At 65.3% G+C, this 23,415-nt stretch carries 21 protein-coding genes and 1 tRNA gene; 9 read left to right on the top strand and 13 right to left on the bottom strand.

The genetic code is table 11. From position 1 onward, the window contains the following. Positions 1 to 13 precede the first annotated feature (13 nt). The 6 genes from ACVT6V_RS24005 (at position 14) to ACVT6V_RS23980 (ending at position 5,415) form a co-directional block, all read left to right on the top strand. Positions 14 to 1,084 carry a potassium channel family protein gene (locus ACVT6V_RS24005; protein WP_489896592.1) on the top strand — a complete coding sequence of 357 codons (1,071 nt, stop codon included), beginning with the start codon at positions 14 to 16 and terminating at the stop codon, positions 1,082 to 1,084. Continuing rightward, positions 1,084 to 2,016: an NAD(+) diphosphatase gene (gene nudC, locus ACVT6V_RS24000; RefSeq protein ID WP_489896591.1), complete on the top strand. Its 933-nt coding sequence runs from the start codon at positions 1,084 to 1,086 to the stop codon at positions 2,014 to 2,016. The genes ACVT6V_RS24005 and nudC overlap by 1 nt, the downstream gene beginning before the upstream one ends. Positions 2,017 to 2,099: 83 nt before the next feature. After that, a complete protein-coding gene (locus tag ACVT6V_RS23995) occupies positions 2,100 to 2,384 on the top strand; it encodes a mycoredoxin (protein ID WP_489896590.1) in 285 nt (94 codons plus the stop codon). Between the two features lie 130 nt (positions 2,385 to 2,514). After that, positions 2,515 to 4,557 carry a UvrD-helicase domain-containing protein gene (locus ACVT6V_RS23990; RefSeq protein WP_489896589.1) on the top strand — a complete coding sequence of 681 codons (2,043 nt, stop codon included), beginning with the start codon at positions 2,515 to 2,517 and terminating at the stop codon, positions 4,555 to 4,557. Between the two features lie 171 nt (positions 4,558 to 4,728). Continuing rightward, complete coding sequence (locus ACVT6V_RS23985) at positions 4,729 to 4,962, top strand: hypothetical protein (protein ID WP_489896588.1); 234 nt, start codon at positions 4,729 to 4,731, stop codon at positions 4,960 to 4,962. A gap of 165 nt (positions 4,963 to 5,127) precedes the next feature. Further along, positions 5,128 to 5,415, top strand: coding sequence for a WhiB family transcriptional regulator (locus ACVT6V_RS23980; protein ID WP_489896587.1), 288 nt, complete (start codon positions 5,128 to 5,130; stop codon positions 5,413 to 5,415). Positions 5,416 to 5,643: 228 nt separating this feature from the next. Here the strand turns inward: ACVT6V_RS23980 and ACVT6V_RS23975 are convergent, their stop codons facing one another. The 4 genes from ACVT6V_RS23975 to ACVT6V_RS23960 form a co-directional block, all read right to left on the bottom strand. Beyond that, positions 5,644 to 6,915, bottom strand: coding sequence for an IS110 family RNA-guided transposase (locus ACVT6V_RS23975; RefSeq protein WP_489896097.1), 1,272 nt, complete (start codon positions 6,913 to 6,915; stop codon positions 5,644 to 5,646). Positions 6,916 to 7,499: 584 nt separating this feature from the next. Further along, positions 7,500 to 8,816 carry an ABC1 kinase family protein gene (locus ACVT6V_RS23970; protein ID WP_489896586.1) on the bottom strand — a complete coding sequence of 439 codons (1,317 nt, stop codon included), beginning with the start codon at positions 8,814 to 8,816 and terminating at the stop codon, positions 7,500 to 7,502. 121 nt (positions 8,817 to 8,937) lie between these two features. Then, entirely contained in the window at positions 8,938 to 9,888 is a 951-nt protein-coding gene (locus tag ACVT6V_RS23965; protein ID WP_489896585.1) for a hypothetical protein, read from the bottom strand. A gap of 81 nt (positions 9,889 to 9,969) precedes the next feature. Further along, positions 9,970 to 11,445, bottom strand: a complete 1,476-nt coding sequence (locus ACVT6V_RS23960) for a zinc-dependent metalloprotease (RefSeq protein ID WP_489896584.1) — start codon at positions 11,443 to 11,445, stop codon at positions 9,970 to 9,972. Between the two features lie 167 nt (positions 11,446 to 11,612). Between ACVT6V_RS23960 and ACVT6V_RS23955 the strand changes: the two genes are divergently transcribed. Continuing rightward, positions 11,613 to 12,653 carry a YlbL family protein gene (locus ACVT6V_RS23955; protein WP_489896583.1) on the top strand — a complete coding sequence of 347 codons (1,041 nt, stop codon included), beginning with the start codon at positions 11,613 to 11,615 and terminating at the stop codon, positions 12,651 to 12,653. Between the two features lie 125 nt (positions 12,654 to 12,778). On the opposite strand, the gene ACVT6V_RS23950 is transcribed toward ACVT6V_RS23955, so the two are convergent. Beyond that, the gene (locus ACVT6V_RS23950) at positions 12,779 to 13,360 is read right to left on the bottom strand and encodes a PPA1309 family protein (RefSeq protein ID WP_489896582.1); all 582 of its coding nucleotides are present in this window, start codon (positions 13,358 to 13,360) and stop codon (positions 12,779 to 12,781) included. Between the two features lie 231 nt (positions 13,361 to 13,591). On the opposite strand from ACVT6V_RS23950, the gene ACVT6V_RS23945 reads away from it, so the two are divergent. Next, positions 13,592 to 16,612: a UPF0182 family protein gene (locus ACVT6V_RS23945; protein ID WP_489896581.1), complete on the top strand. Its 3,021-nt coding sequence runs from the start codon at positions 13,592 to 13,594 to the stop codon at positions 16,610 to 16,612. An 82-nt stretch (positions 16,613 to 16,694) separates the two neighbouring features. Here the strand turns inward: ACVT6V_RS23945 and ACVT6V_RS23940 are convergent, their stop codons facing one another. Next, the gene (locus tag ACVT6V_RS23940; protein ID WP_489896580.1) at positions 16,695 to 16,982 is read right to left on the bottom strand and encodes a hypothetical protein; all 288 of its coding nucleotides are present in this window, start codon (positions 16,980 to 16,982) and stop codon (positions 16,695 to 16,697) included. A gap of 366 nt (positions 16,983 to 17,348) precedes the next feature. Here ACVT6V_RS23940 and ACVT6V_RS23935 point away from each other — a divergent pair. Next, positions 17,349 to 17,425, top strand: a tRNA-Met gene (locus ACVT6V_RS23935). On the opposite strand, the gene ACVT6V_RS23930 is transcribed toward ACVT6V_RS23935, so the two are convergent. The 7 genes from ACVT6V_RS23930 to ACVT6V_RS23900 form a co-directional block, all read right to left on the bottom strand. Then, positions 17,382 to 19,220 (bottom strand): recombinase family protein, encoded by a 1,839-nt coding sequence (locus tag ACVT6V_RS23930; protein ID WP_489900985.1) that lies wholly within the window; start codon positions 19,218 to 19,220, stop codon positions 17,382 to 17,384. The genes ACVT6V_RS23935 and ACVT6V_RS23930 overlap by 44 nt on opposite strands. Then, positions 19,217 to 19,867 (bottom strand): ImmA/IrrE family metallo-endopeptidase, encoded by a 651-nt coding sequence (locus ACVT6V_RS23925; RefSeq protein WP_489896579.1) that lies wholly within the window; start codon positions 19,865 to 19,867, stop codon positions 19,217 to 19,219. Before ACVT6V_RS23925 ends, ACVT6V_RS23930 begins: the two co-directional genes overlap by 4 nt. Before the next feature lie 30 nt (positions 19,868 to 19,897). After that, positions 19,898 to 20,287, bottom strand: coding sequence for a helix-turn-helix domain-containing protein (locus tag ACVT6V_RS23920; RefSeq protein ID WP_489896578.1), 390 nt, complete (start codon positions 20,285 to 20,287; stop codon positions 19,898 to 19,900). Positions 20,288 to 20,479: 192 nt separating this feature from the next. Continuing rightward, positions 20,480 to 20,749: a DNA-binding protein gene (locus ACVT6V_RS23915; RefSeq protein ID WP_489896577.1), complete on the bottom strand. Its 270-nt coding sequence runs from the start codon at positions 20,747 to 20,749 to the stop codon at positions 20,480 to 20,482. Positions 20,750 to 20,883: 134 nt separating this feature from the next. Next, positions 20,884 to 21,465 carry an antirestriction protein ArdA gene (locus ACVT6V_RS23910; protein WP_489896576.1) on the bottom strand — a complete coding sequence of 194 codons (582 nt, stop codon included), beginning with the start codon at positions 21,463 to 21,465 and terminating at the stop codon, positions 20,884 to 20,886. Further along, positions 21,462 to 22,487, bottom strand: coding sequence for a DNA-methyltransferase (locus ACVT6V_RS23905; protein WP_489896575.1), 1,026 nt, complete (start codon positions 22,485 to 22,487; stop codon positions 21,462 to 21,464). The genes ACVT6V_RS23910 and ACVT6V_RS23905 overlap by 4 nt, the downstream gene beginning before the upstream one ends. Beyond that, the gene (locus tag ACVT6V_RS23900; RefSeq protein ID WP_489896574.1) at positions 22,484 to 23,233 is read right to left on the bottom strand and encodes a replication-relaxation family protein; all 750 of its coding nucleotides are present in this window, start codon (positions 23,231 to 23,233) and stop codon (positions 22,484 to 22,486) included. The genes ACVT6V_RS23905 and ACVT6V_RS23900 overlap by 4 nt, the downstream gene beginning before the upstream one ends. Between the last annotated feature and the right edge of the window lie 182 nt (positions 23,234 to 23,415).

The raw sequence follows: 23,415 nt of genomic DNA, 5'->3' as shown, positions 1-23,415 counted from the left end.
GGGCGCGATATTGATGGCCAAGCGTGGTTTCCGCAGTCGCCTGCGGGGTGAGCAACTCAATGACCGGCCCGACTACGCACTCGTCGGCGTCGTCAGAATCCCTGAACTGCAGCAGAGTCCGGGGCGCGCCATCGGCAAGCGGGTCGTCTTCGCGGTGTTCGCGCTGTTCGCAACCGCGATCATCGTCTACCTCGACCGTGACGGCTATCGCGATGTGCAGGACGATCCGCTGTCGTTTCTCGACGCGATGTACTACTCGGCGGTCACCTTGTCGACGACCGGCTACGGTGACATCACACCCCTCAGCGAGTCTGCGCGGTTGATCAACCTGCTCATCATCACGCCGTTGAGGGTGTTGTTCCTGATCGTCTTGATCGGAACGACCCTCGAGGTGCTCACCGAGCGGTCCCGTCAGGCACTCAAGATCCAGCGGTGGAGGAACAGCGTGCGTAATCACACGGTCGTCATCGGTTTCGGCACCAAGGGGCGGACCGCCGTCGACGCGATGGTCGGCGACGGCACCAAGCCCTCCGAGATCGTCGTCGTCGACTCGAATCCGGACGTCCTGGAGGCCGCCGCGGCCGAAGGACTCGTCACGGTCCGCGGCGACGCCACCAAGTCGGACGTACTCCGGTTGGCCGGCGTCGGGCACGCGGCCAGCATCGTGGTCGCGGCCAATCGCGATGACACCGCGGTGCTCGCCACGTTGACCGCCCGCGAACTGAACCCGCGCGCGAAGATCGTGGCGTCGATCCGTGAGTCGGAGAACACGCACCTGATGCGGCAGTCCGGCGCCAATTCGGTGGTGGTGTCGTCGGAGACCGCCGGACGCCTGCTCGGCATCGCGACCATGACACCGTCGGTGGTCGAGGTCATCGAAGACCTGCTGACACCGGACGCCGGCTACGCGATCGCCGAGCGAGAGGTCGACCCGACCGAGACCGGCGGCTCGCCGGCACACACCCGGGACATCGTGCTCGGCGTGGTACGCAACGGCGTGCTACATCGCGTCGACGACAGCGTGGTCGAACAGATCGAAGTCGGCGATCGCCTGCTCTACGTGCGAAAGGGGCCTTCGGACTGATGGCGGACTTCGTATTCGATCAACCGCCGCTGCTGTCGCGGGCGACCTTCGATCGAGCCGACGAGATCCGCGACGACCCCGCTCGGATGCACTCCGGATGGGCCGGGGCCCGTGTGCTCCAGATCGACGCACAGGGTCGATATCCGGTGGCCGACGGCGGTGGGCTGCGGTGGATCGAGGCGCCATCGTTCGGCGCCGAACCGCTGCCGGATGCGGTGTTCCTCGGCGTCTCGGGAACCGACCTGTGGGCACTGCGGGTCGACGAATTCGACGGCCCCGGCGACGACCCGCGGCGCGGCGCGCACGGGCTCTCCGCCGACGAGGCCGGACTCCTCGCCACCGCCCTGGGCATCCTGAACTGGCATGCGACGGCACGGTTCTCGCCGATCGACGGCTCGCCGACCGAACCTGCGAGAGGGGGCTGGGTCCGGCGTCACGCCGCGACGGGCAGGGATGAGTTCCCGCGGACCGATCCGGCCATCATCACGGTCGTGCACGACGGCGGCGACCGCGTGCTGCTCGGGCGGCAGGCCATCTGGCCGGAAGGGTGGTTCTCGACCCTGGCGGGTTTTGTGGAACCCGGCGAATCGTTGGAACAATGCGTCCGGCGCGAGGTGCACGAGGAGGTCGGCATCACCGTGACCGACGCCCGCTACCTGGGCAGTCAGCCGTGGCCGTTCCCGCGGTCGTTGATGCTGGGCTTCGCGGCGGTCGGTGATCCGTCCGAGCCGCTGGCATTCCTCGACGGAGAGATCGGGGATGCGGCATGGTTCGATCGCGCCGAGGTCATCGAGGCACTCGAAGAAGGTGGCGAGTGGGTGCGCGGCGACGGCTCGGTCGGCACGGGAACCGATGACCGTCGACTCCGCCTGCCCGGATCGATCTCCATCGCGCGTGCGCTGATCTCCGCCTGGGCATACGCCGAGCGTTGACACCCGAACCTGGCCGCTCGGGTTTTCAGGCTCAGAGCGGTTCGACTGGGAACAGTCGCAGGATCCGTGCTGTTATTGGTGGCATGAGCAATGTGATCGATGATGATGCCTCTGCCCGGGTCTCCGAAACAGGTGAGCTGACGATGTACACCACCAGCTGGTGTGGCTACTGTTCGAGGCTCAAGGTGGGTCTCAAGAGCCTCGGCCTGTCCTGGCAGGAGGTCGACATCGAGCTCAACCCGGACGCCGCCGATTTCGTCGGCAGCGTCAACGACGGGAACCACGTGGTGCCGACCGTGCTGTACGCCGACGGCACGACCGCCACCAACCCCTCGATCGCGGAGGTCAAGGCCAAGCTGGGCGTCTGACCCCCCGAAGTCGGCTTCTGCGCTCCGCGAGCTCACCTGCCCGCTGAGCGAGCCCGCGTCTGTCGACAGGCCGCCGCGGCGCTGTGGATGGGGAACGAGCGCTGTCGGCGGGCGGTGGCATAGTGAACCGGTGCCCGATCCACACCGCATCCTCGACGGTCTCGACCCCGAGCAGCAGCGGGCGGTGTTGGCGCCCCGGGGACCGGTCTGTGTACTCGCAGGTGCGGGAACCGGCAAGACGCGGACCATCACCCGCCGCATCGCGCATCTGATCGACAGTGGGCAGGTCAGCCCCGGGCAGGTGCTCGCGGTCACGTTCACGACCCGGGCGGCGGGGGAGATGCGTGCCCGGCTGCGCTCGCTGGACATCGCCGGTCCCGGCAATGCCGTTCAGGCGCAGACATTTCACGCCGCGGCGATGCGTCAACTCCGGTACTTCTGGCCGCGTGGACTGACCTGGGAGCTCCTCGATCACAAACTCCCCGTGGTGGCCCGCGCCGCCGGCCACGTGGGTATCACGACGTCGAGCGAGACGTTGCGCGACCTGGCATCGGAGATCGAATGGGCCAAGGGATCGCTGATCGGGCCGGCGGACTACGCGACAGCCGCCAGCGAGGCGGACCGCGACGTCCCGTTCCCGCACGACGTCGTCGCATCCGTGTTCGAGACGTACGAGAGCGCCAAGCGCGACGGTTCGCATCTGCTGCTCGACTTCGACGACCTGATCATCTACGCCGGTGAACTGCTGCGCGAGCCGGAGGCGGCAACCGATTTCCGTTCGCGCTACCGGTGTTTCGTCGTCGACGAGTACCAGGACATCACGCCCGTCCAGCAACAACTGCTCGATGCCTGGCTGGGGGAGCGCGACAACCTCACCGTCGTCGGGGACGCGAACCAGACCATCTACTCGTTTGCCGGGGCGACCGCGAAGTACCTGCTGGATTTCACCCGACGCCATCCGGATGCCACGCTCGTGCGTCTCGAGCGGGACTACCGCTCGACTCCCGAGGTGGTGGGGTTGGCGAATCAGGTCATCGGCGCCGCCACCGAGCGTTCTCCGGGAACCCGGCTGGAACTCATCGGCCAGCGTGCCCGGGGTCCGGTGCCCCGGCCTGCCGAGTTCGCCGACGACCTGCGCGAGGCGCACGGGGTGGCCGCGCAGATCAAGCACCTGATCAACGCGGGGACGGCACCGTCGGAGATCGCGGTGCTCTATCGCGTCAACGCGCAATCGGAGCGTTTCGAGGAGGCGCTCACCGAGGCCGGCATCCCGTATCAGGTTCGGGGGTCCGAGGCGTTCTTCACGCGAACCGAGATCGTGCAGGCCATGCGCAAACTCGCGGCGACCGCCGAGCGCGACGATCTCCCGGACGGGATAGAAACCGCGCGAGTGGTTCGCGCGGTCCTGGCGCCGCTCGGGCTGACGGAGGAGGAACCGGCGGGTCAACACGCCAAACTCCGCTGGTCCTCGCTGCACATGCTGATGTCGGTCGTCGACGAACTGCTCGTCGACGATCCGGGGATGACGCTGCAGCGGCTGGTGACCGAGCTGACCATGCGCGCCGAGGAACGGCACACGCCCGAGCATGCCGGCGTGACCCTCGCCTCACTGCACGCGGCGAAGGGTCTGGAGTGGGATGCGGTCTTCCTGGTCGGTCTGACCGAGGGGTCGGTTCCGATCACGCAGGCCATCGAGCGGGGCCGCGATGCCATCGAGGAGGAACGCCGCCTCTTCTATGTGGGCATCACCCGTGCACGGGAGCACCTGTATCTGTCGTGGAGTCTGTCCCGGTCCGGGGCCGCACGCGCCACCCGGCGTCGTACCCGTTTCCTCGACGGGATCGATCTCGATCCCCGTCGCAGTGGCCGCTGCACCGTGTGCGGCGCCGAGCTCGTCAACCCGGAATCCCGCGTGCGCGGACGGTGTGCGAGCTGCCGGATCGAGGACCGTGACGAGGGCCTGGTGTCGGCATTGCGCACGTGGCGCAGTGACCATGCCCGAGTCCGTGGAGTCCGCGACATCGCGGTCCTCACCGACGCGATGCTCGAGGCGATCGCGGAACAGCGCCCGACCGATGTGCGGTCTCTCGGTGCCATCCCGGGCATCGGCCCGGTGAAACTCGAACAGTTCGGCGGCGAGCTCCTCGAACTCGTCAACAGCCGCCGGGATTGAGTCGCTGCATGAGCAGGCCAGGCATACGTCGAAAACCGCAGGTCAAAAATAGGTTGTGCGATTGTCGGGACGGCACATATTCTTGATCCGTCAGCACGGGGTGCCATTCGTTTGTCCGTAACGGGTCGCCTCACCAGGTGGAAGCCAGCGAGCACAGAAGGGAGCGGATCAGTGAACGGAATCAACAACACGGCCGGCATCAGCCTGCCTGTGGCCGAGCCGAGCATGGTCGACCTCATCGATGCATGTTCCCGACGCAACCGCTTCTGGGTCGACGAGACCCGCGTGGCTCCGATGGCCGGCCATCCGGCCGCCGAGCGCGTAGCACGCGTCGGTGCCGCAACCGCCGCAGCGCGAGCCTCGCAGCGGTTCCCCGTGCAGATACGAAAACTGCGGAAGAGATAACTCCGCACCATTTCGGGCCACGGGCGAATCGCAGAGGCGAAACCCGTGGCCCTTGTTGTGAGACAGTCCCTCCCGCTTCTCATCGGAGACGATGAGTATCCGGGATCGACACCTCCACACAGGACTCGGGTGCAACACCCAACACGAGCAGATGTGGAGAGCAGAATGACTGTCGATTGCGTTCTCGAATCCTGTCTTTCGGCGGACCGCATGTCGGTCGGTCTTGACCTGCCCTGCCAGGTGGCTGACGCCGATCTGTGGTTCGCCGAGGACCCCCGAGATCTCGAACGGGCGAAGGCCATGTGCGCCGACTGCCCCTTGCGCGAGGCCTGCCTGCAGGCCGCGCTCGATCGTGCCGAGCCCTGGGGGGTCTGGGGCGGCGAGATCTTCGAGCGCGGCACGGTGATCGCGCGGAAACGTCCGCGCGGTCGCCCGCGTAGGAATGCCGCCTGAATGGCGGAGTCGCCAAGGTCGCGACCGCGGGATGAGCATTCCCTCTGGTCTCTGAGGAGCCTTCGAGCTTGCGAGGATGCGTCTGCGGGATGAGCATTCCTCCGGTCTCCGAGGAGCCTTCGAGCTAGTCCGAAAATAGAGGTGACGGGGCATGCTGGGGTGCCCCGCTCACGTTCGGGTGGTGAGTGGTTGGGTTCGTTGCGCTGTTGTTGTGTGGTGAGGTTCGGGCTACGCGGCCGGTTCGAGCGAGACCTGCCAGCCCAGTGACTGCAGGGCTTGGATGTGGTGGCGCGTGGCGCGGGTGGTGTTGCGGTGCTTGTCGTAGTGGTCGGGGCCGAGGTCCTCGAAGTGGGCGTCGGGATCGGACAGCAGCTGCCAAATGATGACGAGGATGGATCTGCCGACGGCGACGTTGGCCTTGTTCGTACCTCGGCGTCGCGCGATACGTCTGTAGCGGGCGCCGAGGAAGCTCCGCGACTTGGTGATCGAGGCGACGACCTCGCTCAGGGTGCGGGCCAGGTACTTGTTGCCCTTGCCGGTGGCACCGTTACCGGTGTTCTTGCCGGCACTGGATTTCACCCCGGGGGCGAATCGGGCCCACGACGTCAGGTGAGCGGGTGTGGGGAAGCGGGACATGTCCACACCGATCTCGGCGATCAACGCCGCGGCCGAAACATCAGAGATTCCGGGAATCTCACACAGGCGCTCGGCCTCGCGGACAAAAGGGGCCATGTGCTCAGTGATCTGATCATCGAGCATCGCGATCTCCTCGTCGGTGGAATCGATCCGTGCAAGCATGCGGGTGAGCAGGAAGCGGTGATCGTCGGTGAAACTGCCCAACGTGACACCCGCGAAGGCTTCGGTCAACTGCGGGATCTTGCGCCGCATCCGGGTGCGGGCCAGATCGGCCAATCGTTCGGGATCGGCCTGACCAGCGATCAATGCGTCCATCATCTCGCGCCCGGATACCCCGAAGATGTCCGAGGCCACCACCGACAGTTTGATACACGCATCCTCGAGGAGCTTTTCCACGCGACTCTTCTCCGCGGTGCGTTCGGAGACCAAGCTGATGCGGTAGCGAGTCAGTCGCCGCAACTGCCGGAGCTCTAGTGGCGGAACAAAACTTGGACGCAACATCTGACGTTCGGCAAGTTTGCACAGCCACACCGCATCCAGAGTGTCGGTCTTGGGCCGTCCCGGGACGTGCTTGACGTCATGAGCATTGACCAACCACGGATCAAGCTCATAGGCCTCGAACAGGTAGAACGGCGCTCGCCAATAATCGCTGGTCGCTTCCATCACCACCCGCGTCACGCCCAACTCACGCAAGTGATGGCCCAACGCCATCAACGACGGCACCATCGCTTTATGTTTGGTGACCTGTTGGTCGCGGCGTTTACGGCCAGTACCCGGCAGACGCACACAGCACACCACCTCGGCCTTGCCCACATCGAGCGCGGCGACCCGCTCGATGATCTGTTCCTCATCAACTACTTGCATCACCCCATCACCACCTTCGGTCGACTCGCACCCACTTCAGGGCGGCTGACCGGGGTCTGTTAGGGCACGAACTAATCTAGTCCTCGTACTCTCTGCCACCCGACTCGCGCCGAACAGCGTCGTTACAGTGAAGAGCCCACGACACAGACCCGCACCCGGCTTGCGAACGGCCTCAACAGTGCCAAAGATCGACGGCGTTGCCAGCCAGCCGCCCACTAATTTTCACGCCGGAACGAGCGTCCTGCCAAGGGCACATTGGCTTGCGAGGATGCGTCTGCGGGATGAGCATTCCTCCGGTCTCCGAGGAGCCTTCGAGCTTGCGAGGATGCGTCACGAAGGGCCCTTCGTGACGCTCGCAGGCTCGCTCCTCAGGGACCGGAGTGGTGACGCTCGCAGGCTCGCTCCTCAGGGACCGGAGTGGTGACGCTCGCAGGCTCGCTCCTCAGGGACCGGAGTGGTGACGCTCGCGGGCTCGCTCCCTTCGTGACGCTCGCAGGCTCGCTCCTCAGGGCGGCGCCTCGGGGCGGCGCCTCAAGGACCGGGGTGGTGACGCTCGCAGGCTCGCTCCCTGCGGCCTGGGGGTCTCAATCGGCGAGGCCGGGGACCCACTTCTCCATGATCGCTCGGTAGGGGGCGTTGGCCTCGAGCTGCGACGCGATGCCCACGCAGCCTGCGAGGACCCGGAACACCATCACATAGTTCTTGGGCACGTTGAGGTTTCGTGACGTCTTGTAGACGTCGCCGCGTACGTCGGTGGCCTTGCCGGCGGCGCGCTGCATCCACTTGCGGGTGAAATGGAAGGACTCGCTGTACAACGGGTCCACGTACGGCTTCAGGTACGCCTCGATGTCCGAGGCGGTCACCCGATCCGCCCGCGACGGACGGATGAAGTCGGTCCGCACCATGAGCTCTTTGAGCTCTGCGTACTCTTTGTCGCGCGCGAGCCGCAGGATCGGCCCGGTCTCGGGTGGCAGACCGTTGGGGTAATGGCCCACCGCCCCGAAGTCCAGGACACCGAACCGGCCGTCGTCGGTGAGGAAGAAGTTGCCGGGGTGTGGATCACCGTGCAGCAGTCCCACCCGGAACGGCGAACTCACCTCGAAGGTGGCCATCTTGGCGGCCGCATCATCACGGGTGGCCTGGTCGCCGGTGGTGATGATCTTCGCCAGCGGAGTCCCGTCGAGCCACTCCGACACGACCACCTTGGGGGCGCTCGCGACGACCTTCGGGATGACGAAATCAGGGTCGCCGTCGAAGGCCTTGGCGAATGCACGCTGGTTGTCGGCCTCACCGAGATAGTCGAGTTCGGCCTCGGTGCGGTCGATGAGTTCGTCCATCATCGCTTTGACATCGGTGCCCGGTGACATCCGCTGGATGACTCCCGACATCCGGGACAGCGTCTTCAGATCGGCTTTGAGCGCGTGATCGGCGCCCGGATACTGCACCTTGACCGCGACCGTGCGGCCGTCGGACCACACCGCCTTGTGAACCTGTCCGATGCTCGCCGACGCGGCCGGCTCATCGGAGAACTCCCGGAACCGGTCCCGCCACTTCGTTCCCAGCTGTTGGTCGAGGACCTTGTGCACCTTCGGCGCCGGCATCGGCGGTGCCTCGGCCTGCAACTTGGTCAGCGCCTCACGGAACGGTTCGCCGAACTCGTCCGGGATGGCGGCCTCCATGATCGACATGGCCTGACCGACCTTCATGGCGCCGCCCTTGAGTTCGCCGAGGACGGCGAAGAGCTGATCGGCCGCCTTCTCCAGCATCTCCTGCTGGACTTCGTCCTTGTCCCGGCCGACCATCCGTTTACCGAGACCGGCGGCGGCGCGTCCGGCCATACCGATGGGCAGCGACGCCAACTTGGCGTTGCGTCGTCCCTGCCCCCGAGTGATGTCGCTCATAGCGTCCTTTCCCCACCTCAGGATAGAGGACCGGGTTGTGTCGATGATTCCCAGCACGCCTGCACCACATCGGTCACAGAGCCGGTGGGTGTGGTGTGCGCCGGGGCGCCGCGCGTGTATCTCATCCCGCCGCCGCGAGCGGCCTGCAGTCGCACAGCGGGTGTGGTGGCCACTCGGTGACCGTGAGTCGGGCCGGGTTGGTGTGCAGTTCCAGCGCACGGTTGAACAACTGCGGGGTCGGACTCCCGGTGGCGCCGGACCACAGTGCGGCCGCCAACTCCTCGATCTGCACGTGAGCCAACGCCGCCGTGCTCCGGATGGTTCCGGCGCTGGCATAGCCGGGTTGGTGCACCATCTGCGCGGCCAGCAGCGGCCAGTCCGGCTCCATCGCAACGCGGTGGTGGTCGGCACAGCGAAGACAGCTCGACAGGCCGGGCAGCACGAGTGGACCGATCACCCCGACGCCGTCGCGAACCCGTACCTGCACATGGGCGATACGAGCTGCGTTGAGCGCGTTCACGATTGCCGGGTCGTGCACCAGAAAGTCGGTGAGCACCACCAGGTTGGCGTCCCACCCGTCGGGCGCGGCGGACATGGCCGACCGACGAACCGATCGTCGCGGCACCATCCCCACCTCGGTGAGCGATGTGGTCAGCAGATCCGACAACGGGCCCCGACCGTGTAACCGGATTCGCAGCGCCGACGACGATCTTCCGTTGTCGGTGGGTATCGCCTGTCCCGCCACGGTGAGTTGTCCGATGATCCGGGCCAGGTCGGTCGGTGTGAGCCCGATCGCCCTTGCGCGCCGCAACATCTCGGCTCGGCTGCGCGGCCGGGTCAGCTCGCGCAGCAGACCGGCGACGTCGGCCGCCCGCACGGGCGGCGTCAGCTCGATGACGAGGCTGCGGTGGGGGTCGCTTCCGATGTGGACACGATTGCCGGGCCGCACCATCACCGGAGTGTTCGGCCGCACGAGCGGCAGACTGATCGGTAGCGCAGCCACCTCCGTGACCTCCATGTCCGAGGCGCGGTGCCCGCTCGTGGCGGCGCTGCGGGCGATGCGATCGGACATGGGAGTCACTGTGCCATCTCCCGCGGCCGGTGCCGGGTGGTTGTCCACAGCCCGCTGCTCGGCCTGTGGGCGAACACGAACTCAGTTGTCGGTGTCCTTCTCGCCGCCGTCATCGTCTGCCGCGGAGTCGTCCGTCTTCTTCGACTCCTCGGCCGCGCGCTCCTGCGCGAGAGTGGCCTCGAGTTGGGCGATCGGATCATCGAAAGACCCTGTCCCGCCACCGATGACGCCGTCGATGAAGGCTGCCGGATTGTCCAGGTCGGCGGTGTCGGGCATGAGGTCGGGATGAGCCCACACGCCGTCGCGGGTCGCCACGTCGGACGCTTCGAGCAGCTGCCGCCACAACGCCGACGCCTCGCGGACCTTACGCGGTCGGAGTTCGAGGCCGACGAGGGTGGCGAACGTCTGTTCGGCCGGGCCGCCGGATGCACGGCGGCGGCGCATCGTCTCGGTCAGCGCGCCTGCGCTCGGGATCCGGTCGTCGAGTGCGCGCGAGACCGCTTGCTCGACCCAGCCCTCGACGAGCGCGAGCAGTGTCTCCAGGCGTGCCAGCGCCGCTTCCTGCTCGGGTGTGGTGGTCGGTTCGAACGAGGCCGACGACCCGATCAGCTCCTCGAGTTTGGCGGGATTGGAGAGCAGTTCCTGAGGATCCACACCGGTGGCGAGGTCGTTGATCCCGCTGAAGTCGATGCTGATGCCGCGGGCGTACTCCTCGACGGTGGCCAGCAACCGCTGCCGCAGCCACGGCACGTGGGTGAACAGCCGAACGTGCGCAGCCTCACGGGCGGCGAGGAAGACGATGATCTCCTGGGCGGGTTGCTCGAGCCCTTCGGCGAAGCCGGCGATCGCCTCGGGAAGCAGGACCGCGACGCCCTCCGGGGCCAACGGAAGTCCGATGTCGGTGGAGGTGAGCACCTCCTTGGCCAGCTGGCCGAGTCCCTGGCCGAGCTGCGTGCCGAACGCCATCCCACTCATCTGGGTCAGCATGCCCATCATCGGCCCGGCGAACTGCGCCGCTTCCGCGGGCAGGTTCTGCTCCCAGGTGCGTGAGAGTTGCTCGGCGACCGGATCGCAGAGTCGCTTCCAGGTGGGCATCGACTCCTCGAGCCACTGCACCGGAGTCCACGCGACCGATGTGCGAACGCCTGCGGGCAGCGTGGTCACGTCGTCGAGCCAGACCTCGGCGAGTCGGACGGCATCGGTGACCGCCTGGGTCTCCTTGTCGAGCACCGGCGTGAAGTTGCCGATCTGCTGCCGAGCGAGATTGGCGGCGACCTGGTAGTTCACCGGTCCGCCACCCGACCCCGATGTCATGCCGCTGCCCATCCCGCTGAACATGCTGCCCAGTTGCGAGAACATCTGGCCGAGCTGTGACGGGTCGAACGAGGAGGGGTCGAAGCCCTCGCCACCCATACCGAAGCCGAAGGGATTCTGTGCGCCACCCTGCGCGCCACCCGAGGCATCGCCGGTGCCGCCCTGATTCTCGCCGTGCTTGTCCTTGCGCCGGTCGTCGTCGCCGTCGCCGGATGGGGAGAACCCGAAGGGCAGATCAGTCATGAGTCCACGGTACCGCCCGGGTATCGACCATTCAGCGTCCCGGCGTTCGCCTTGAGCGTAGGCAGCTCAATGTCGGCGGTCGCGGGCCGGACGTCTGCGCCACGTCCGTACTGCGTGTGGCCGTGCGGTGCCCTCGGGCGTTCCGGCGGTCCACTACTGTGAGCGGAATGAGATTGCAGCCCGGGCATCGTCGGATTGCGACAGTCGCGGTGACGGTTCTGGTCTTCGTGGCACTGTTGTTCGTCGGGACGACGGTGCAGGTCCCGTTCGTCGCGCTCGGACCCGGGCCCACGGTCAACACCCTCGGACAGTTGGACGACAAGCCGGTCGTCGACATCACCGGCGTCCCCACCGATCCGACCACAGGCAACCTCAACCTCACCACGGTGTCGGTGACCGACGGGATGTCGCTGTTCCAGGCGCTCGGCATGTGGATGTCGGGGACGTACACCCTCGAGCCGCGTGACCGGCTGTTCCCGCCGGATCAGACGCCCGACGACGTCCGACAGCAGAATCAGCAGGAGATGTCCGGTTCTGAGGACAGCGCCACGGCGGCGGCCCTGCGATATCTCGACCGGCCGACGAAACTCGTCATCGAATCCGTCGCGAGCGACGGTCCGGCCGCCGACGTGCTCAAGCCGGGCGACCAGGTACTCACGGTGGGCGGCACACCGGTGTCGACCACCGCCGAGATGCAGGCTGCGGTGAAGAGCGATCCGCCCGGGACGCGACTGCCCATCGAGATCGATCGGGGTGGCCGACGCCAGGAGGTCACCGTCACGCTCGCCGCCCGCCCGGACGACCCGAAGGTGGGTTACCTGGGGGTGACGCCCGAGGTGGTCAACGCCGACCCGGCCCTCAAGATCTCCTACAACGTCGGCGACATCGGCGGACCGTCGGCGGGAATGATGTTGACGCTCGCGGTGATCGACCGGCTCAGCCCGGGGGAGCTGACCCACGGAAAGTTCATCGCGGGGACCGGAACCATCGACGAGAACGGTACGGTCGGTCCGATCGGCGGGATCACCCACAAGACGCGCGCCGCACGGGATGCGGGCGCCACCGTCTTCCTCGTGCCGGAGCGCAACTGCGCCGAGGCCAGCTCGGATGCCCCCGACGGGCTGACCCTGGTCAAGATCGACGACCTGCAGGGCGCCGTCGACGCACTCGGCGACATCGGCGCGGGCCGCCCGGCGCCGCACTGCTGAACCGCCCTACGCCGTTCGGCAAACCGCGCCCGTCACGCAACCGCGCACCCGTCATGCAGACCCACACCAGGCGGTGCGCGCGAGCGTGACGGCTGCGCGTCAGGACCGATCGTGTGGCCGGGTGGTCAGTCCTCCGGCTCGGCGAAGGTGTGGGCGAGGGCGGTGCGCAGATCGGTGGCCAGATCCCGGTGCGTGAGCAGTTCGACGCCACTCGACGTCTCCGTGTCCGCGGTCGCGGGCTCGGGACGCAGGTGCAGCAGGCTCAGAGAGGGACCGTCGCGCAGGGCCCCCACCACGAGGCGGGCCGTGCGGCGGTCCGGGTGCGTCGACGACGGCTGGGTGTCCAGGTCGCCGTCGGTGCCCGGCGGGAGCACGACGATCTCCCGGATCAGGGCGGCTCCGACGACCATCGGCGGCCACGCCGTGGTCGCGAGAACACGTTCGAGCTCGGCGTCGACCTCCGGGCCGGCGCTCACGCTTGTCAGCGGGTCCTGGGCGATCGGGCTCAGCACCGAATCGTCATCGGGGTCGACGAGATCGGGTTGGGTCGCGGCCAGCGTCGATGTGCGAACGAGCGCGAACAACATCGGCGGTTGACCCCAGCCGCCCGGGTCGAGGAACTCGACGATCGCCCGCAGGGCGCTGCCGAGGTCGTCGACCGACAGGGACACGGGCTCGCACGGTGTTTCATCGGTCACCGCTCCCATCTTGCCGCCCCGGCCGGTGTGACGCGGAACTCATCGGACAGATCGGTCGTTGGCCCTTCGACGCGGACGCCATCGCTCTGACCACGGGCGGTGTTCCCGACCGGGTGCCTGCGGCACCGGCGTCGGGACCGTGTGGCACCGGACCAGTACAGTTGGGTGCACATATTTCCGGAGGGCCGCGATCAGGGTCGGGCCGATGTCCGGAATGAGAACTTTGGAGAGTGGGATTAGGTGGGCGTACGCGGGCCGGCGGGCATGCCGACACTGTCGCGCAGAAGCAAGATCGCCATCGGGGTCGGTGTGGCCATCCTGGTGTTGCTGCTCGTCGGCCCACGGCTGGTAGGTCTGGCGACCGACTGGCTGTGGTTCTCCGACGTCGGCTACACGCGGGTGTTCTCGACGATCATGTGGACACGCATAGTCCTGTTCGTGGCGACCGCACTCGTCGTCGGGTTGCTGGTGTTCGGATCCATCGCGATGGCCTACCGATCGCGCCCCGTCTTCGTGCCGGCGTCGGGGCCCAACGATCCGCTGGCGCGATATCGGGCGACGGTGATGGGCCGGACGAAGTGGTTCGCCGTGATCCCCGCCATCGTGATCGGGCTGCTGGCCGGTCTCGTCACGCAGGGATCGTGGGCGACCGTGCAGACCTTCCTGCACGCGGTGAACTTCGGGGTGACCGACCCGCAGTTCGGGCTCGACGTCAGCTTCTACGCCTTCGATCTACCGTTTTACCGCCTCGTCCTGAATCTGCTGTTCGTGGTCGTGGTGATCGGCTTCCTGGCCAACCTGCTGACCCATTACCTTTTCGGGGGAATCCGCCTCGGTGGTGGTGGCTCCAACGGCAACGGGCCGACGATCACGACCGCGGCGCGTATCCAGCTCGCCGCACTCGCCGGAACCTTCCTGTTGCTCAAGGCGGTGGCCTACTGGTTCGACCGGTACTCGCTGCTGTCCAGCCAGCGCAAGGAGGAGATCTTCACCGGCGCGAGCTACACCGACATCAACGCGGTGCTGCCGTCGAAACTGATCCTGATGTCGATCGCGATCATCTGCGCGCTCGCCTTCTTCGCCGGGGTCGTGCTGCGCGATCTGCGCGTGCCTGCTCTCGCGACCGCGCTCATGCTGCTGTCCGCGTTGGTCATCGGCGTCGGCTGGCCGCTCGCGATGGAGCAGTTCTCGGTGAAACCGAACGCCGCGCAGAAGGAATCGGAGTACATCGCCAGGAACCTGACGGCGACCAAACAGGCGTACAAGATACGCGAGAAGGATGACGTCACCTACGATCCGAACTGGACGGCCACCCCCGCCGATCCCGTCGCGGTCAACAGTGATGCGGCGACGTTGTCCAACATCCGCATCCTGGACCCGAACGTCATCGCGCCGACGTTCAACCAGCGCCAGTTCCTCAAGAACTTCTATGGGTTCCCGGCACAATTGGCGGTGGATCGCTACACCGTCGACGGCCAGGAACGTGACTTCGTGGTCGCGGCTCGTGAGCTGGATCCGTCGAAGTACCAGGAGAACCAGCAGAGCTGGATCAACAAGCACACCGTGTTCACCCACGGCAACGGCTTCGTCGCGGCCCAGGCCAACACGGTCGACGAGGCGTCGTCCGACAGCGACAGCGACCGCGGCGGTCTGCCGGTGTTCCAGGTCAGCGACCTCGAGACCATCCGGGCACCCGGGTACCAGGAGAATGCGCCGATCAAGGTGAAGCAGCCGCGCATCTACTTCGGCGAGCTGATCGCCAAGGTGAACCCGGACTACGCCATCGTCGGTTCGACCGGCGGGGACCGCGAGTACGACGAGGACGGCAAGAACTACACCTACACTGCCGATTCCGGTGTCTCCCTGGGGAACTGGTTCAACCGGCTGCTGTACTCGGTCAAGTACACCGAGCGCAACATCCTGCTGTCCGATGCGATCAACTCGAACTCGAAGATCATCTACGACCGCGACCCGCGGGACCGTGTGAAGAAGGTCGCGCCGTGGCTCACCGTCGATTCCAAGACCTATCCGGCAGTGATGGCCGACGGGTCGATCAAGTGGATCGTCGACGGTTACACCACGCTCGACACCTATCCGTACGCCCAGCGGATGTCGTTGCAGGGTGCGACTTCCGACGCGCAGGAGCTCAATCAGGGGCAGACGGGCCGCACGCAGATCAACAAGCAGATCTCGTATGCGCGCAACTCGGTGAAGGCCACCGTCGACGCCTACACCGGCAAGGTGACGCTCTACCAGGTCGACACCGACGACCCGGTGCTGAAGACCTGGATGAAGGTGTTCCCGGGCACGGTCAAGTCGAATGCCGAGCTCGAGCAGCAGAAGGACCTCATCTCGCACTTCCGGTATCCGGAGGATCTGTTCAAGATCCAGCGTGCATTGCTGGCGAAGTACCATGTCGATGACCCGGAGACGTTCTACCGCAGCAACAACTTCTGGTCGATTCCGGCCGACCCGAGTAAGGATCAGGCGGTCCAGCAGGGACTCAACCAGCCGCCGTACTATTTCACCGCGGCGGCGCCGGACGGCACGGACGCCCAGTTCCAGCTGACGACAGTGATGACGGGTCTCAACACCCGAAACCTGGCCGCCTACATGACCGCGTCGTCGGAGCCGGGATCGTACGGTCGCATCACCGTCAAGATGTTGCCGACGGCCAAGCAGACGGTCGGTCCGCAGCAGGCGCAGGAGAACATGAAGAGTGCCGGCCCGGTGGCGTCCGACCGTAAGCAGGTCGAGGACACCACCCGGGTGACCTACGGCAACCTTCTGACCCTGCCGGTGGGTGGCAACGGCATTCTGTACGTCGAGCCGATGTACACACAGTCGAAGACCGACGACTCGGCGATCCCGAAGCTGTATCGCGTGCTGGTCTATTACAACGCGGCCAGCGACGGTGCCCGAGTGGGTTATGCGGCCACGGTCGCAGAGGCGCTCCGGCAGGTCGGCATCAACCCGGCCGCGGTGACCTCGCCCGAAGGCGGCCCGGTCGTGGAAGGTGGCACGCCACCCGCCGACAACGGCAATTCGCAGCCCAACCAGTCGACCGACGGGTCGGCCTCGACACCGTCGGGCAACCAGGGCAGCTCATCGGAGCGCGACGCCGCGGTGCAGGCGATCGGAGAGGCGCTGACCGCGTTGCGGGATGCCCAGACGAAGGGTGACTTCACCGCATACGGGGCGGCGCTGGATCAGCTGAACAAGGCAGTGGCGCAATACGAGGCGCTGCCCGGCGGCAGCTGACGGGCGGTACGACCCGCGAGACGACGAGCCGTGGTGCACCGGGTGTCCGGTGCCCCACGGCTCGTCTGTGTGTGGCCGGCGATCAGCCGCGGTAGCGGCGCATGTATCGGCCGAGCTCGGCGTCGGTGTTGTCGGGCAGGACAGGACTGTGGTGGTGGCGGTGCACGAGGGACAAGAAGATCGACGTCGCTCCTGCAAACGCTCCCACCATCAGCAGGCCGAACAGGATGGCCGCGGGGACGTGGCCACCCGCCATCGACACCAGCCACAAGGCGGCGCATGCGAATCCGCCGAGTATCAGTAGATATCCGATGACGCTCATCGGATGATTTCCATGGCTCTCGTGATGGGGCAGATGATGAGATGCCATCGTTCCTCCTCGATCTGAGCGGCTTGGGCAACCACCAGACTACATCGGACTGTGATGGAACTCACACGCGTTTCGTTGTAAACGTTGTCCAGTAAGGCGTCATGTCCGCAGCCTCCCCAGAACTGACTCGCGGGTAAACCGAGCAGGGGGGTCGGCCCGCGATTCCGTCGCAAACGGGGAGCGCGACCCAGGCACCCCTGCCGTGAGTCCGCTCCTGGGGCATGCGGCCCCTCCGGCAGGGGTCCGGCGAACGTGATTCCCGCCACATCAAGTGGCTCGGAAATACTGTCGTTTGCGCAGGTGAGGGCGGTTGCAGCAGGCGATTTGCCTCGCTGTCGAGCGTGTGTGTAACGTGGTGTTCACCAACGCGGGGTGGAGCAGCTCGGTAGCTCGCTGGGCTCATAACCCAGAGGTCGCAGGTTCAAATCCTGTCCCCGCTACCAAAGAAATAATGTTAGAACCACGGTCCTCAGGGGCCGTGGTTCTTTCCTTCTCCCACGGCATCGCACCCCTGGGGCGTTCGATGATCAGGAATCCAGGGATTCGGGCGTCTGGGGCGATCCTGCGGGCGCGTGCCGGTAGGTCCCGTGGGATTGATTCGCCGCCTCTGTCGCCATCGTCGGCGATCTCCGTCGCGTCGATGAGGCCATTAGTTCTAATGACGTTGTTTTGCCCCCGCTTCCGTTCGGCTGCCAGTGTCGCGGCCAGATCGTCGTTCATGAGCAGCTGGTAGGCCGGGGTCAGGTCACTGGCGACGATGTCGTCGTCGTGGACATAGAGGTGTGTGAAGATGCTCTGGTTGAGGTCACGGCGGGACTTCGCATCCGCTTCGAGGTAGTAGTGATGGGCGTTGCCGAGGATTTCCAGGCAGCCTTCGAGCTTCGTGGTGAGGTGTGATTCCTGGAGCTCGAACTCACTGAGCTTCGCTTCTTCCTTCGCGCGCTCGGTTGCGATGCGTGCTTGCTCAGCACGGAGTTCTGGCGTGCCGATCGCATCGGCATAGAACGCTTCGAGCAGCTTGCGGCTGTCCTGTTCGAGCTGCTGGAGTCGTTGGGAGGCTGTCTGTCGCGACTGAGCGGCATCGGGCAGCAGGACGCGCATGTGATCGAGGACGAGCGCACGGATTGCGCTGGTCTGCTGCTCGCTGAGCGTGACGGTTTGCCAATGCGCGGTCACCAGGTCTTCAAGGTGCGGCGCTTGGATAGCGCGGAAGGTGCAGCCGTTCTTGAGTCGCTGGCGGCCGAGGCAGTAGAAGTAGTCGTAGGTGGTGCCCACGCGATTGCGGGTCTTTTCGAACGTGAGCGGTTCGCCGCATTGCCCGCAGTAGACCGAGCCCTTCAGATAGTGATTGTGTACCCGTGGCTTCTCGCGGCTCTGGTGGCGGGCTTCGCGGACACGCTGCACTTCGGCGAACAGCGCTTCGCTGACGAGTCCAGGGTGACTGCCGGGGTACTCGACGCCCTCGAATCTGACTGTGCCTGTGTAGTAGCGGTTCTGGAGCATCGAGGTGATGTGCGAGTGGGCGATTGGCCGGCTGGGGCGATTCGGTCGGGTCACAGTGGTCACACCGCGCTTGTCGAACTCGTCTTTGATCATTCCGGCTGTCCACTCGCCGGTGGCGTAGCGCTCGAACATCCAGGCGACCCAATGGCCGCGCTCAGGGTCGATGACGACGGTCTTCACTTCTCTGCCGTCGTCGGTGCGGATGCGGCTGTTGAGGTAGCCGAAGGGCGCCATGCCCGGAGTACCGCCGCCCTTCGCCTTCTGAAGCATGCCTTTGCGGGACTCAGTTGCCAGGTTGCGGCTGTAGAACTCGGCGATCGAACTCATGATGCCGTGGAGCAGCATCCCGCTCGGTGTCTCGTCAATGTTCTCCGAGCAGGAGACCAGTTGTGCGCCGACGGACGTGAGATGGAGGTTGATCTCGACGTCGTCGACTCGGTTACGGGCAAGGCGGTCGACTTTGTGCACGATGACGTACTGGATCTTGTGTGCCTTGACGTAGTCGAGCATCTTCTTCAGTTCCGGACGATTGGCTGAGCGGGCGCTTTCGCCTGCATCGACGAACTCGGCAACAGTGACCGCGTCAAGGCTCTGTGCCTTGCGAAGGCAGGCCTCGCGCTGGGCGGGGATCGAGAAGCCCTCTGCTTCGCCACCGCGTTCGGCTTGGTCCTTGGTGCTGACGCGGAGATACTGAACCGCCAGCGGCTTGATCCCGGGTGATGGTGCGGCGGTCACGCGTAGCTCCTTTGTTGGGTTGATCGTGGTGCGCGGATGAACTTCTGGCGTTCAGAGCGGCTGGTGTGGACAGGCCGGGCGCAGCGGGTCGCGAGGGGTGCATCGTCGGTCTTGTCGAGTCCAGTTTGTGCAAGACGGACGCGGATGGCAGGTTCGCTGACACCGAAGTGAGACGCCAGATCGGCGACGCGCTGAATGCCGTTGCCCCAAGCGGCTTTGAGTGATCGTTTGGAGACGAGGGCGCAGCCTGCGAAGTAGTCGGCAGCGGCTTCGGCTTGCTCGGCCGCAGTCATCTTGTGGGTAGTGCGGTAGAGCTGATCGGTGTGGCCGTGATCGACGATGTGCTTGAACTCGTGCAGCAGTGTGAAGCGCTGACGAACGGCGGGTTCTTTGGCCGAGAGCACGATCACCCACTGCTGGCCGTTCCAGTAGCTCATGCCTGAGACGGGGATGTTCTCGCGAATGACGACCATGCGTGGCAGTCCGGTGATGTGATGCTCGAGGATGCCGCGTTCGTCTCCGATCAGATCGGCGAGCTTGGCAGCCTGGGTCTCAGCGGTACGCAATGTTTCCAGGAAGCTCGCGTCGCGCTGTGGGATGACGGCCCGGAGGCTCGTCAGTACTGATGGTTTGTGAGTATGTGTCATGGTGAGCCTCCTTTCATAGTGGGCTGTTAGTTATTCTCCTTCGTCTTCTCCGTCGCGAGGTCCATTCGGGTCATATCCGTGCTTTGCTGCAATTCTTGCGAAACTGGCTTCCATTTCTTTCGCTGCCGACTCCGGGAGATCTGAGTATTTGCTGCGAAGGTAGGGGGAGAAGCTCGGCAGTGTTTTCGGTTGAACGTAGCCTGCGAGGTTGAACAAGTCGGAGAGTTCGAGTCCCAGCACATCAGCCAAGGACTTCAGCGTTTCCGGTCTCGGCTGCGGGATGTCACCACGCTCGATACGAAGCACGTTGGAGTCGGTCATATCAGAGCGACGAGCCACCTCCTTGATAGTCAACTCGAGTTCGTTCCTGCGCTCTTTGAGCGCCATTCCGAGTTTGACTGCATTAGTAGTGTTCGTCATGGTGATGTATCTCCGATTCATTTGTTTCTATATTTCTATTTTATTCCCAAAATTGCATAAATGCAGTACCAAAATCGTTGTAGAATTCGGCGAGGTTGTCCTTACCTCTTTGAATATTTTGTCGGGATATGTGGGGAGTCAGGGAGCTGCTGGCTGCAGCTCGACCTGACTCCCCGGTTGTGGATGGGTGACTCACTCCTTGGTCTGGCGACCACGCGGTGTTGCTCGCTTGCTGGTGCCGAACAGGGTGGCGATGGCGTCGCGCTGCTCGGCGGCTTCGCGGTCGATCTCGGCGGTCAGTGCTTCAGCTTTGGCCGCGATCTCTGGGTCGGCTGCCAGCGTCTCGATACGGCTCTCGATCGCGTCACGGATGGTGTCCGTGAGCGACACGCCACTGAGCTTGGCCAGGATCGACAGGCGCGCGTGCTGCTCGTCTTCGAGACGAATTGCCAGTGTTTTCATGAGTCTCCTACTCCTTCCTGAAGCTTTTTCCCGGAGGTGTTCCGGTCACCGTCTTCGAGGTGGTGCGGCCGGTGAGCGGAATGCTCACTGGGACGGCCGCAGTCTCTCGACGACGGATGACCGGCTGCACTAGATCACTCGGAAGAGCCAGACTTTGCCATCAGGTGCGTTCTCGATATGGACGTCACCGCTGAGCTGGAGGTCACGAGCGAATCCGTCGTAGTCGAACTGGATGTAGGCGCGGGATCGGCAGGTACCTCACGGTCGAGCGTCTCCTCTATGCCGCTGCCTTCGAGCACCTCGCGGCCCCAGTCGGACGGTGAGTCGTAGGTGCCGATGAAGCAATCATCGAACTGGGCGAGCATGTCGGGATTGCCGTCGTGGATCTCGGCCCAAGTGGCGAAGGCCGGGCCATGCTCTGCGATGCCGCGAGCGACGTCGGCAACCTGGTCGAGCGCGTCGTACTCGCCGACTTGATAGCCACCGAAGTCGTCGTAGTCGAAGATGCCCCACTCCTCGGCGCCTGGTTCGTGCGAGCTAACCAAGATCCGGAAGACGGCTGCCCGAAGGTCGCTGGCATCGACGGCGGCATCGAGCCAGTCACCGTGGAGTCGCCCGGCGTTGTAATCGGCCAGGCTGCCGACCCAGATGCGGGGCTGGAGTTTTCGGGTTGCTTCGTCCTCGTGACGTGGTTCGTGGTTGTGTTCTTTGTTCATAGCACCTCCTTTCGTTTCGTGGCCTTGGTTGTGTTGTGCTGCAAGGCGGTTTGGATGCGCTGCTCGGCTAGCTCGACGTAGCCAGGGTTGATCTCGATCCCGAGCCAGTCGCGCCCAGTACGAGCGGCGACGACGGCCGTGGTGCCGGAGCCGATGAACGGATCGAGAACCAGGCCGGGTTCGGCGGGTGCATCGCAGGTGCAGCTTGGTCGCGGTGGTTTGCGGCGAGCGTGGCCGCCGCGTCGGACAAGTTCCCGAGTCCACGGTGCGCGGCAGTGCGAACAGCGCAGACGTGGGCAGCCGGCCAGGATCATGCGACGGACGAGCGACTCCGGGTAGGTCGCGATGTGACTGCTACGGAAGCTACTGACGCTCATGGCCCAGACGTCACCAGGGTTCTTGCCGAGGGGATGACCAACCCGTCCGCTGGCTCGGAGGTCGAGCAGGCCGCGGTCGCTGTGGGTGTTGGGCCCTCGGCCTGCCTTCTCCGCGCGGTTCGCTGGTCGAGGTGATCGACGTGGTGATCGTGAGACGTGGGGGATACGGATCTCGTCGAGGTCGAAGTAGTAGCGCGGTGACCGTGTCAGCAGGTAGATGACCTCGTGCGAGGCGGTCAGTCGATCCCGCACACTCGATGGCACCGTGTTGGTCTTGGCCCAGACGATCTTGTTTCGAATTGTCCAGCCATCCGTGATCAATTGGAGCGCCAGACGTTCCGGGCCGAGCAGCAGACTCTTGCGCTCAGCGCCTTCTCTGGCGTGGGTGCTGTAGGTGTCACCGAGGTTGAGCCATAGAGTGCCGGTCGGCACGAGGACACGGGCGCATTCGGTGAGCACGGCACGCAGCTGGGCAACCCAGGAGTCGACGTGCGTTTCGAGGCCGAGCTGGTCGTCGTGGCCGTAGTCGCGCAGCCGGAAGTACGGCGGGCTGGTGATGACACAGTCGATACTGGCGTCAGGCAGCGTCTTCAACTGTGCGAGTGCATCGCCAGTCAGGACCCGGTTTCGTGGTGGCCCGCTCATTGCAGCCACTCCTGTGCGCTGGCGGCAAAGCCGGCAATCGTCGTTACGCGGTACAAGTCAGGAGTCAGCCGGGGGGAGCGCAGGATGGAGGACTTCACCTTCTCGGCACGCGTCTGGCCCATAAAGATCCAGATCACCATCGGGAAGGCGTGATGCGCGTCCTGCTCGATGCCGCTGGCTCGGTAGGTCTCGTACTGGCCGCATTTCTTGAGCACGGTTGGGAGTGATTCGGTGCCGAGGTCGACTTCGATGAACCAGCGATCGACGTAGTCACTCGTCCGAACGACACTGGCAAGATCCGGCTGCAACCAGCGCTGTTCGCCGCCGGGACCGATGTAGCGCCGCCAGGACGCGGGCTCTGTCGCCACGTCGATCGCTTCGACGGCTTCAAGCACGGTCAGGTTACGCAGGCCGAGGTGAACGTCGGCGACCGCCAAGCAGTGCCGGAGGAAACGCAGCGACGGTTCATGGCTGCGGTACGTCTGACCCTCGTCGCGGAGCAGTCGAGCACCAGCCGGAGCCAGTTGCCAGATGCGGGCAGCACTACCGGCTCGGACCCCACCCACCCGGCGCGGCAGCGACCGGATCAAGGCGAGACGTTCAAGCCGAGCCAAGACGTAGCGGGTGGTGCGGGCGGCCGAGTCGGCACTGCCGTGATCGGTGAAGACGAAGGACTGGACTTGGTGCGTGGTCAGGTAGCGGTGCTCGTCGATGCGGCGCAGGACCTCGCGGTCACGCTCCGGCATCGCCTCACTGATACGTCGAAGCTCGTCGCGGTCGATTCGTCGCCGTCGCATGTCGGGCTGCAGTACTCGGGCGCTCTCCGTCGACATCGTCGGCGGAGTATTCGTCCCCCGACCGCGCACGGATTCGCGACTGACCTGCGACGACGAGGATGTGGCGGATGAGCCGGCCGGAATAGCGGGCG

This window comes from Gordonia sp. LMA167, from assembly GCF_058130025.1.
Note: the sequence above shows the minus strand (reverse complement) of the source record. Positions and strands in the feature narration are given on the sequence as shown.

Bases quoted from the DNA above. Each gene is read 5' to 3' on its own strand.
- ACVT6V_RS24005 (WP_489896592.1), top strand. From the start codon at position 14: ATGGCCAAGCGTGGTTTCCGCAGTCGCCTGCGGGGTGAGCAACTCAAT.
- nudC (WP_489896591.1), top strand. From the start codon at position 1,084: ATGGCGGACTTCGTATTCGATCAACCGCCGCTGCTGTCGCGGGCGACC.
- ACVT6V_RS23995 (WP_489896590.1), top strand. From the start codon at position 2,100: ATGAGCAATGTGATCGATGATGATGCCTCTGCCCGGGTCTCCGAAACA.
- ACVT6V_RS23980 (WP_489896587.1), top strand. From the start codon at position 5,128: ATGACTGTCGATTGCGTTCTCGAATCCTGTCTTTCGGCGGACCGCATG.
- ACVT6V_RS23975 (WP_489896097.1), bottom strand. From the start codon at position 6,915: ATGCAAGTAGTTGATGAGGAACAGATCATCGAGCGGGTCGCCGCGCTC.
- ACVT6V_RS23970 (WP_489896586.1), bottom strand. From the start codon at position 8,816: ATGAGCGACATCACTCGGGGGCAGGGACGACGCAACGCCAAGTTGGCG.
- ACVT6V_RS23965 (WP_489896585.1), bottom strand. From the start codon at position 9,888: ATGTCCGATCGCATCGCCCGCAGCGCCGCCACGAGCGGGCACCGCGCC.
- ACVT6V_RS23960 (WP_489896584.1), bottom strand. From the start codon at position 11,445: ATGACTGATCTGCCCTTCGGGTTCTCCCCATCCGGCGACGGCGACGAC.
- ACVT6V_RS23955 (WP_489896583.1), top strand. From the start codon at position 11,613: ATGAGATTGCAGCCCGGGCATCGTCGGATTGCGACAGTCGCGGTGACG.
- ACVT6V_RS23950 (WP_489896582.1), bottom strand. From the start codon at position 13,360: ATGGGAGCGGTGACCGATGAAACACCGTGCGAGCCCGTGTCCCTGTCG.
- ACVT6V_RS23940 (WP_489896580.1), bottom strand. From the start codon at position 16,982: ATGGCATCTCATCATCTGCCCCATCACGAGAGCCATGGAAATCATCCG.
- ACVT6V_RS23925 (WP_489896579.1), bottom strand. From the start codon at position 19,867: ATGACACATACTCACAAACCATCAGTACTGACGAGCCTCCGGGCCGTC.
- ACVT6V_RS23920 (WP_489896578.1), bottom strand. From the start codon at position 20,287: ATGACGAACACTACTAATGCAGTCAAACTCGGAATGGCGCTCAAAGAG.
- ACVT6V_RS23915 (WP_489896577.1), bottom strand. From the start codon at position 20,749: ATGAAAACACTGGCAATTCGTCTCGAAGACGAGCAGCACGCGCGCCTG.
- ACVT6V_RS23910 (WP_489896576.1), bottom strand. From the start codon at position 21,465: ATGAACAAAGAACACAACCACGAACCACGTCACGAGGACGAAGCAACC.
- ACVT6V_RS23905 (WP_489896575.1), bottom strand. From the start codon at position 22,487: ATGAGCGGGCCACCACGAAACCGGGTCCTGACTGGCGATGCACTCGCA.
- ACVT6V_RS23900 (WP_489896574.1), bottom strand. From the start codon at position 23,233: ATGCCGGAGCGTGACCGCGAGGTCCTGCGCCGCATCGACGAGCACCGC.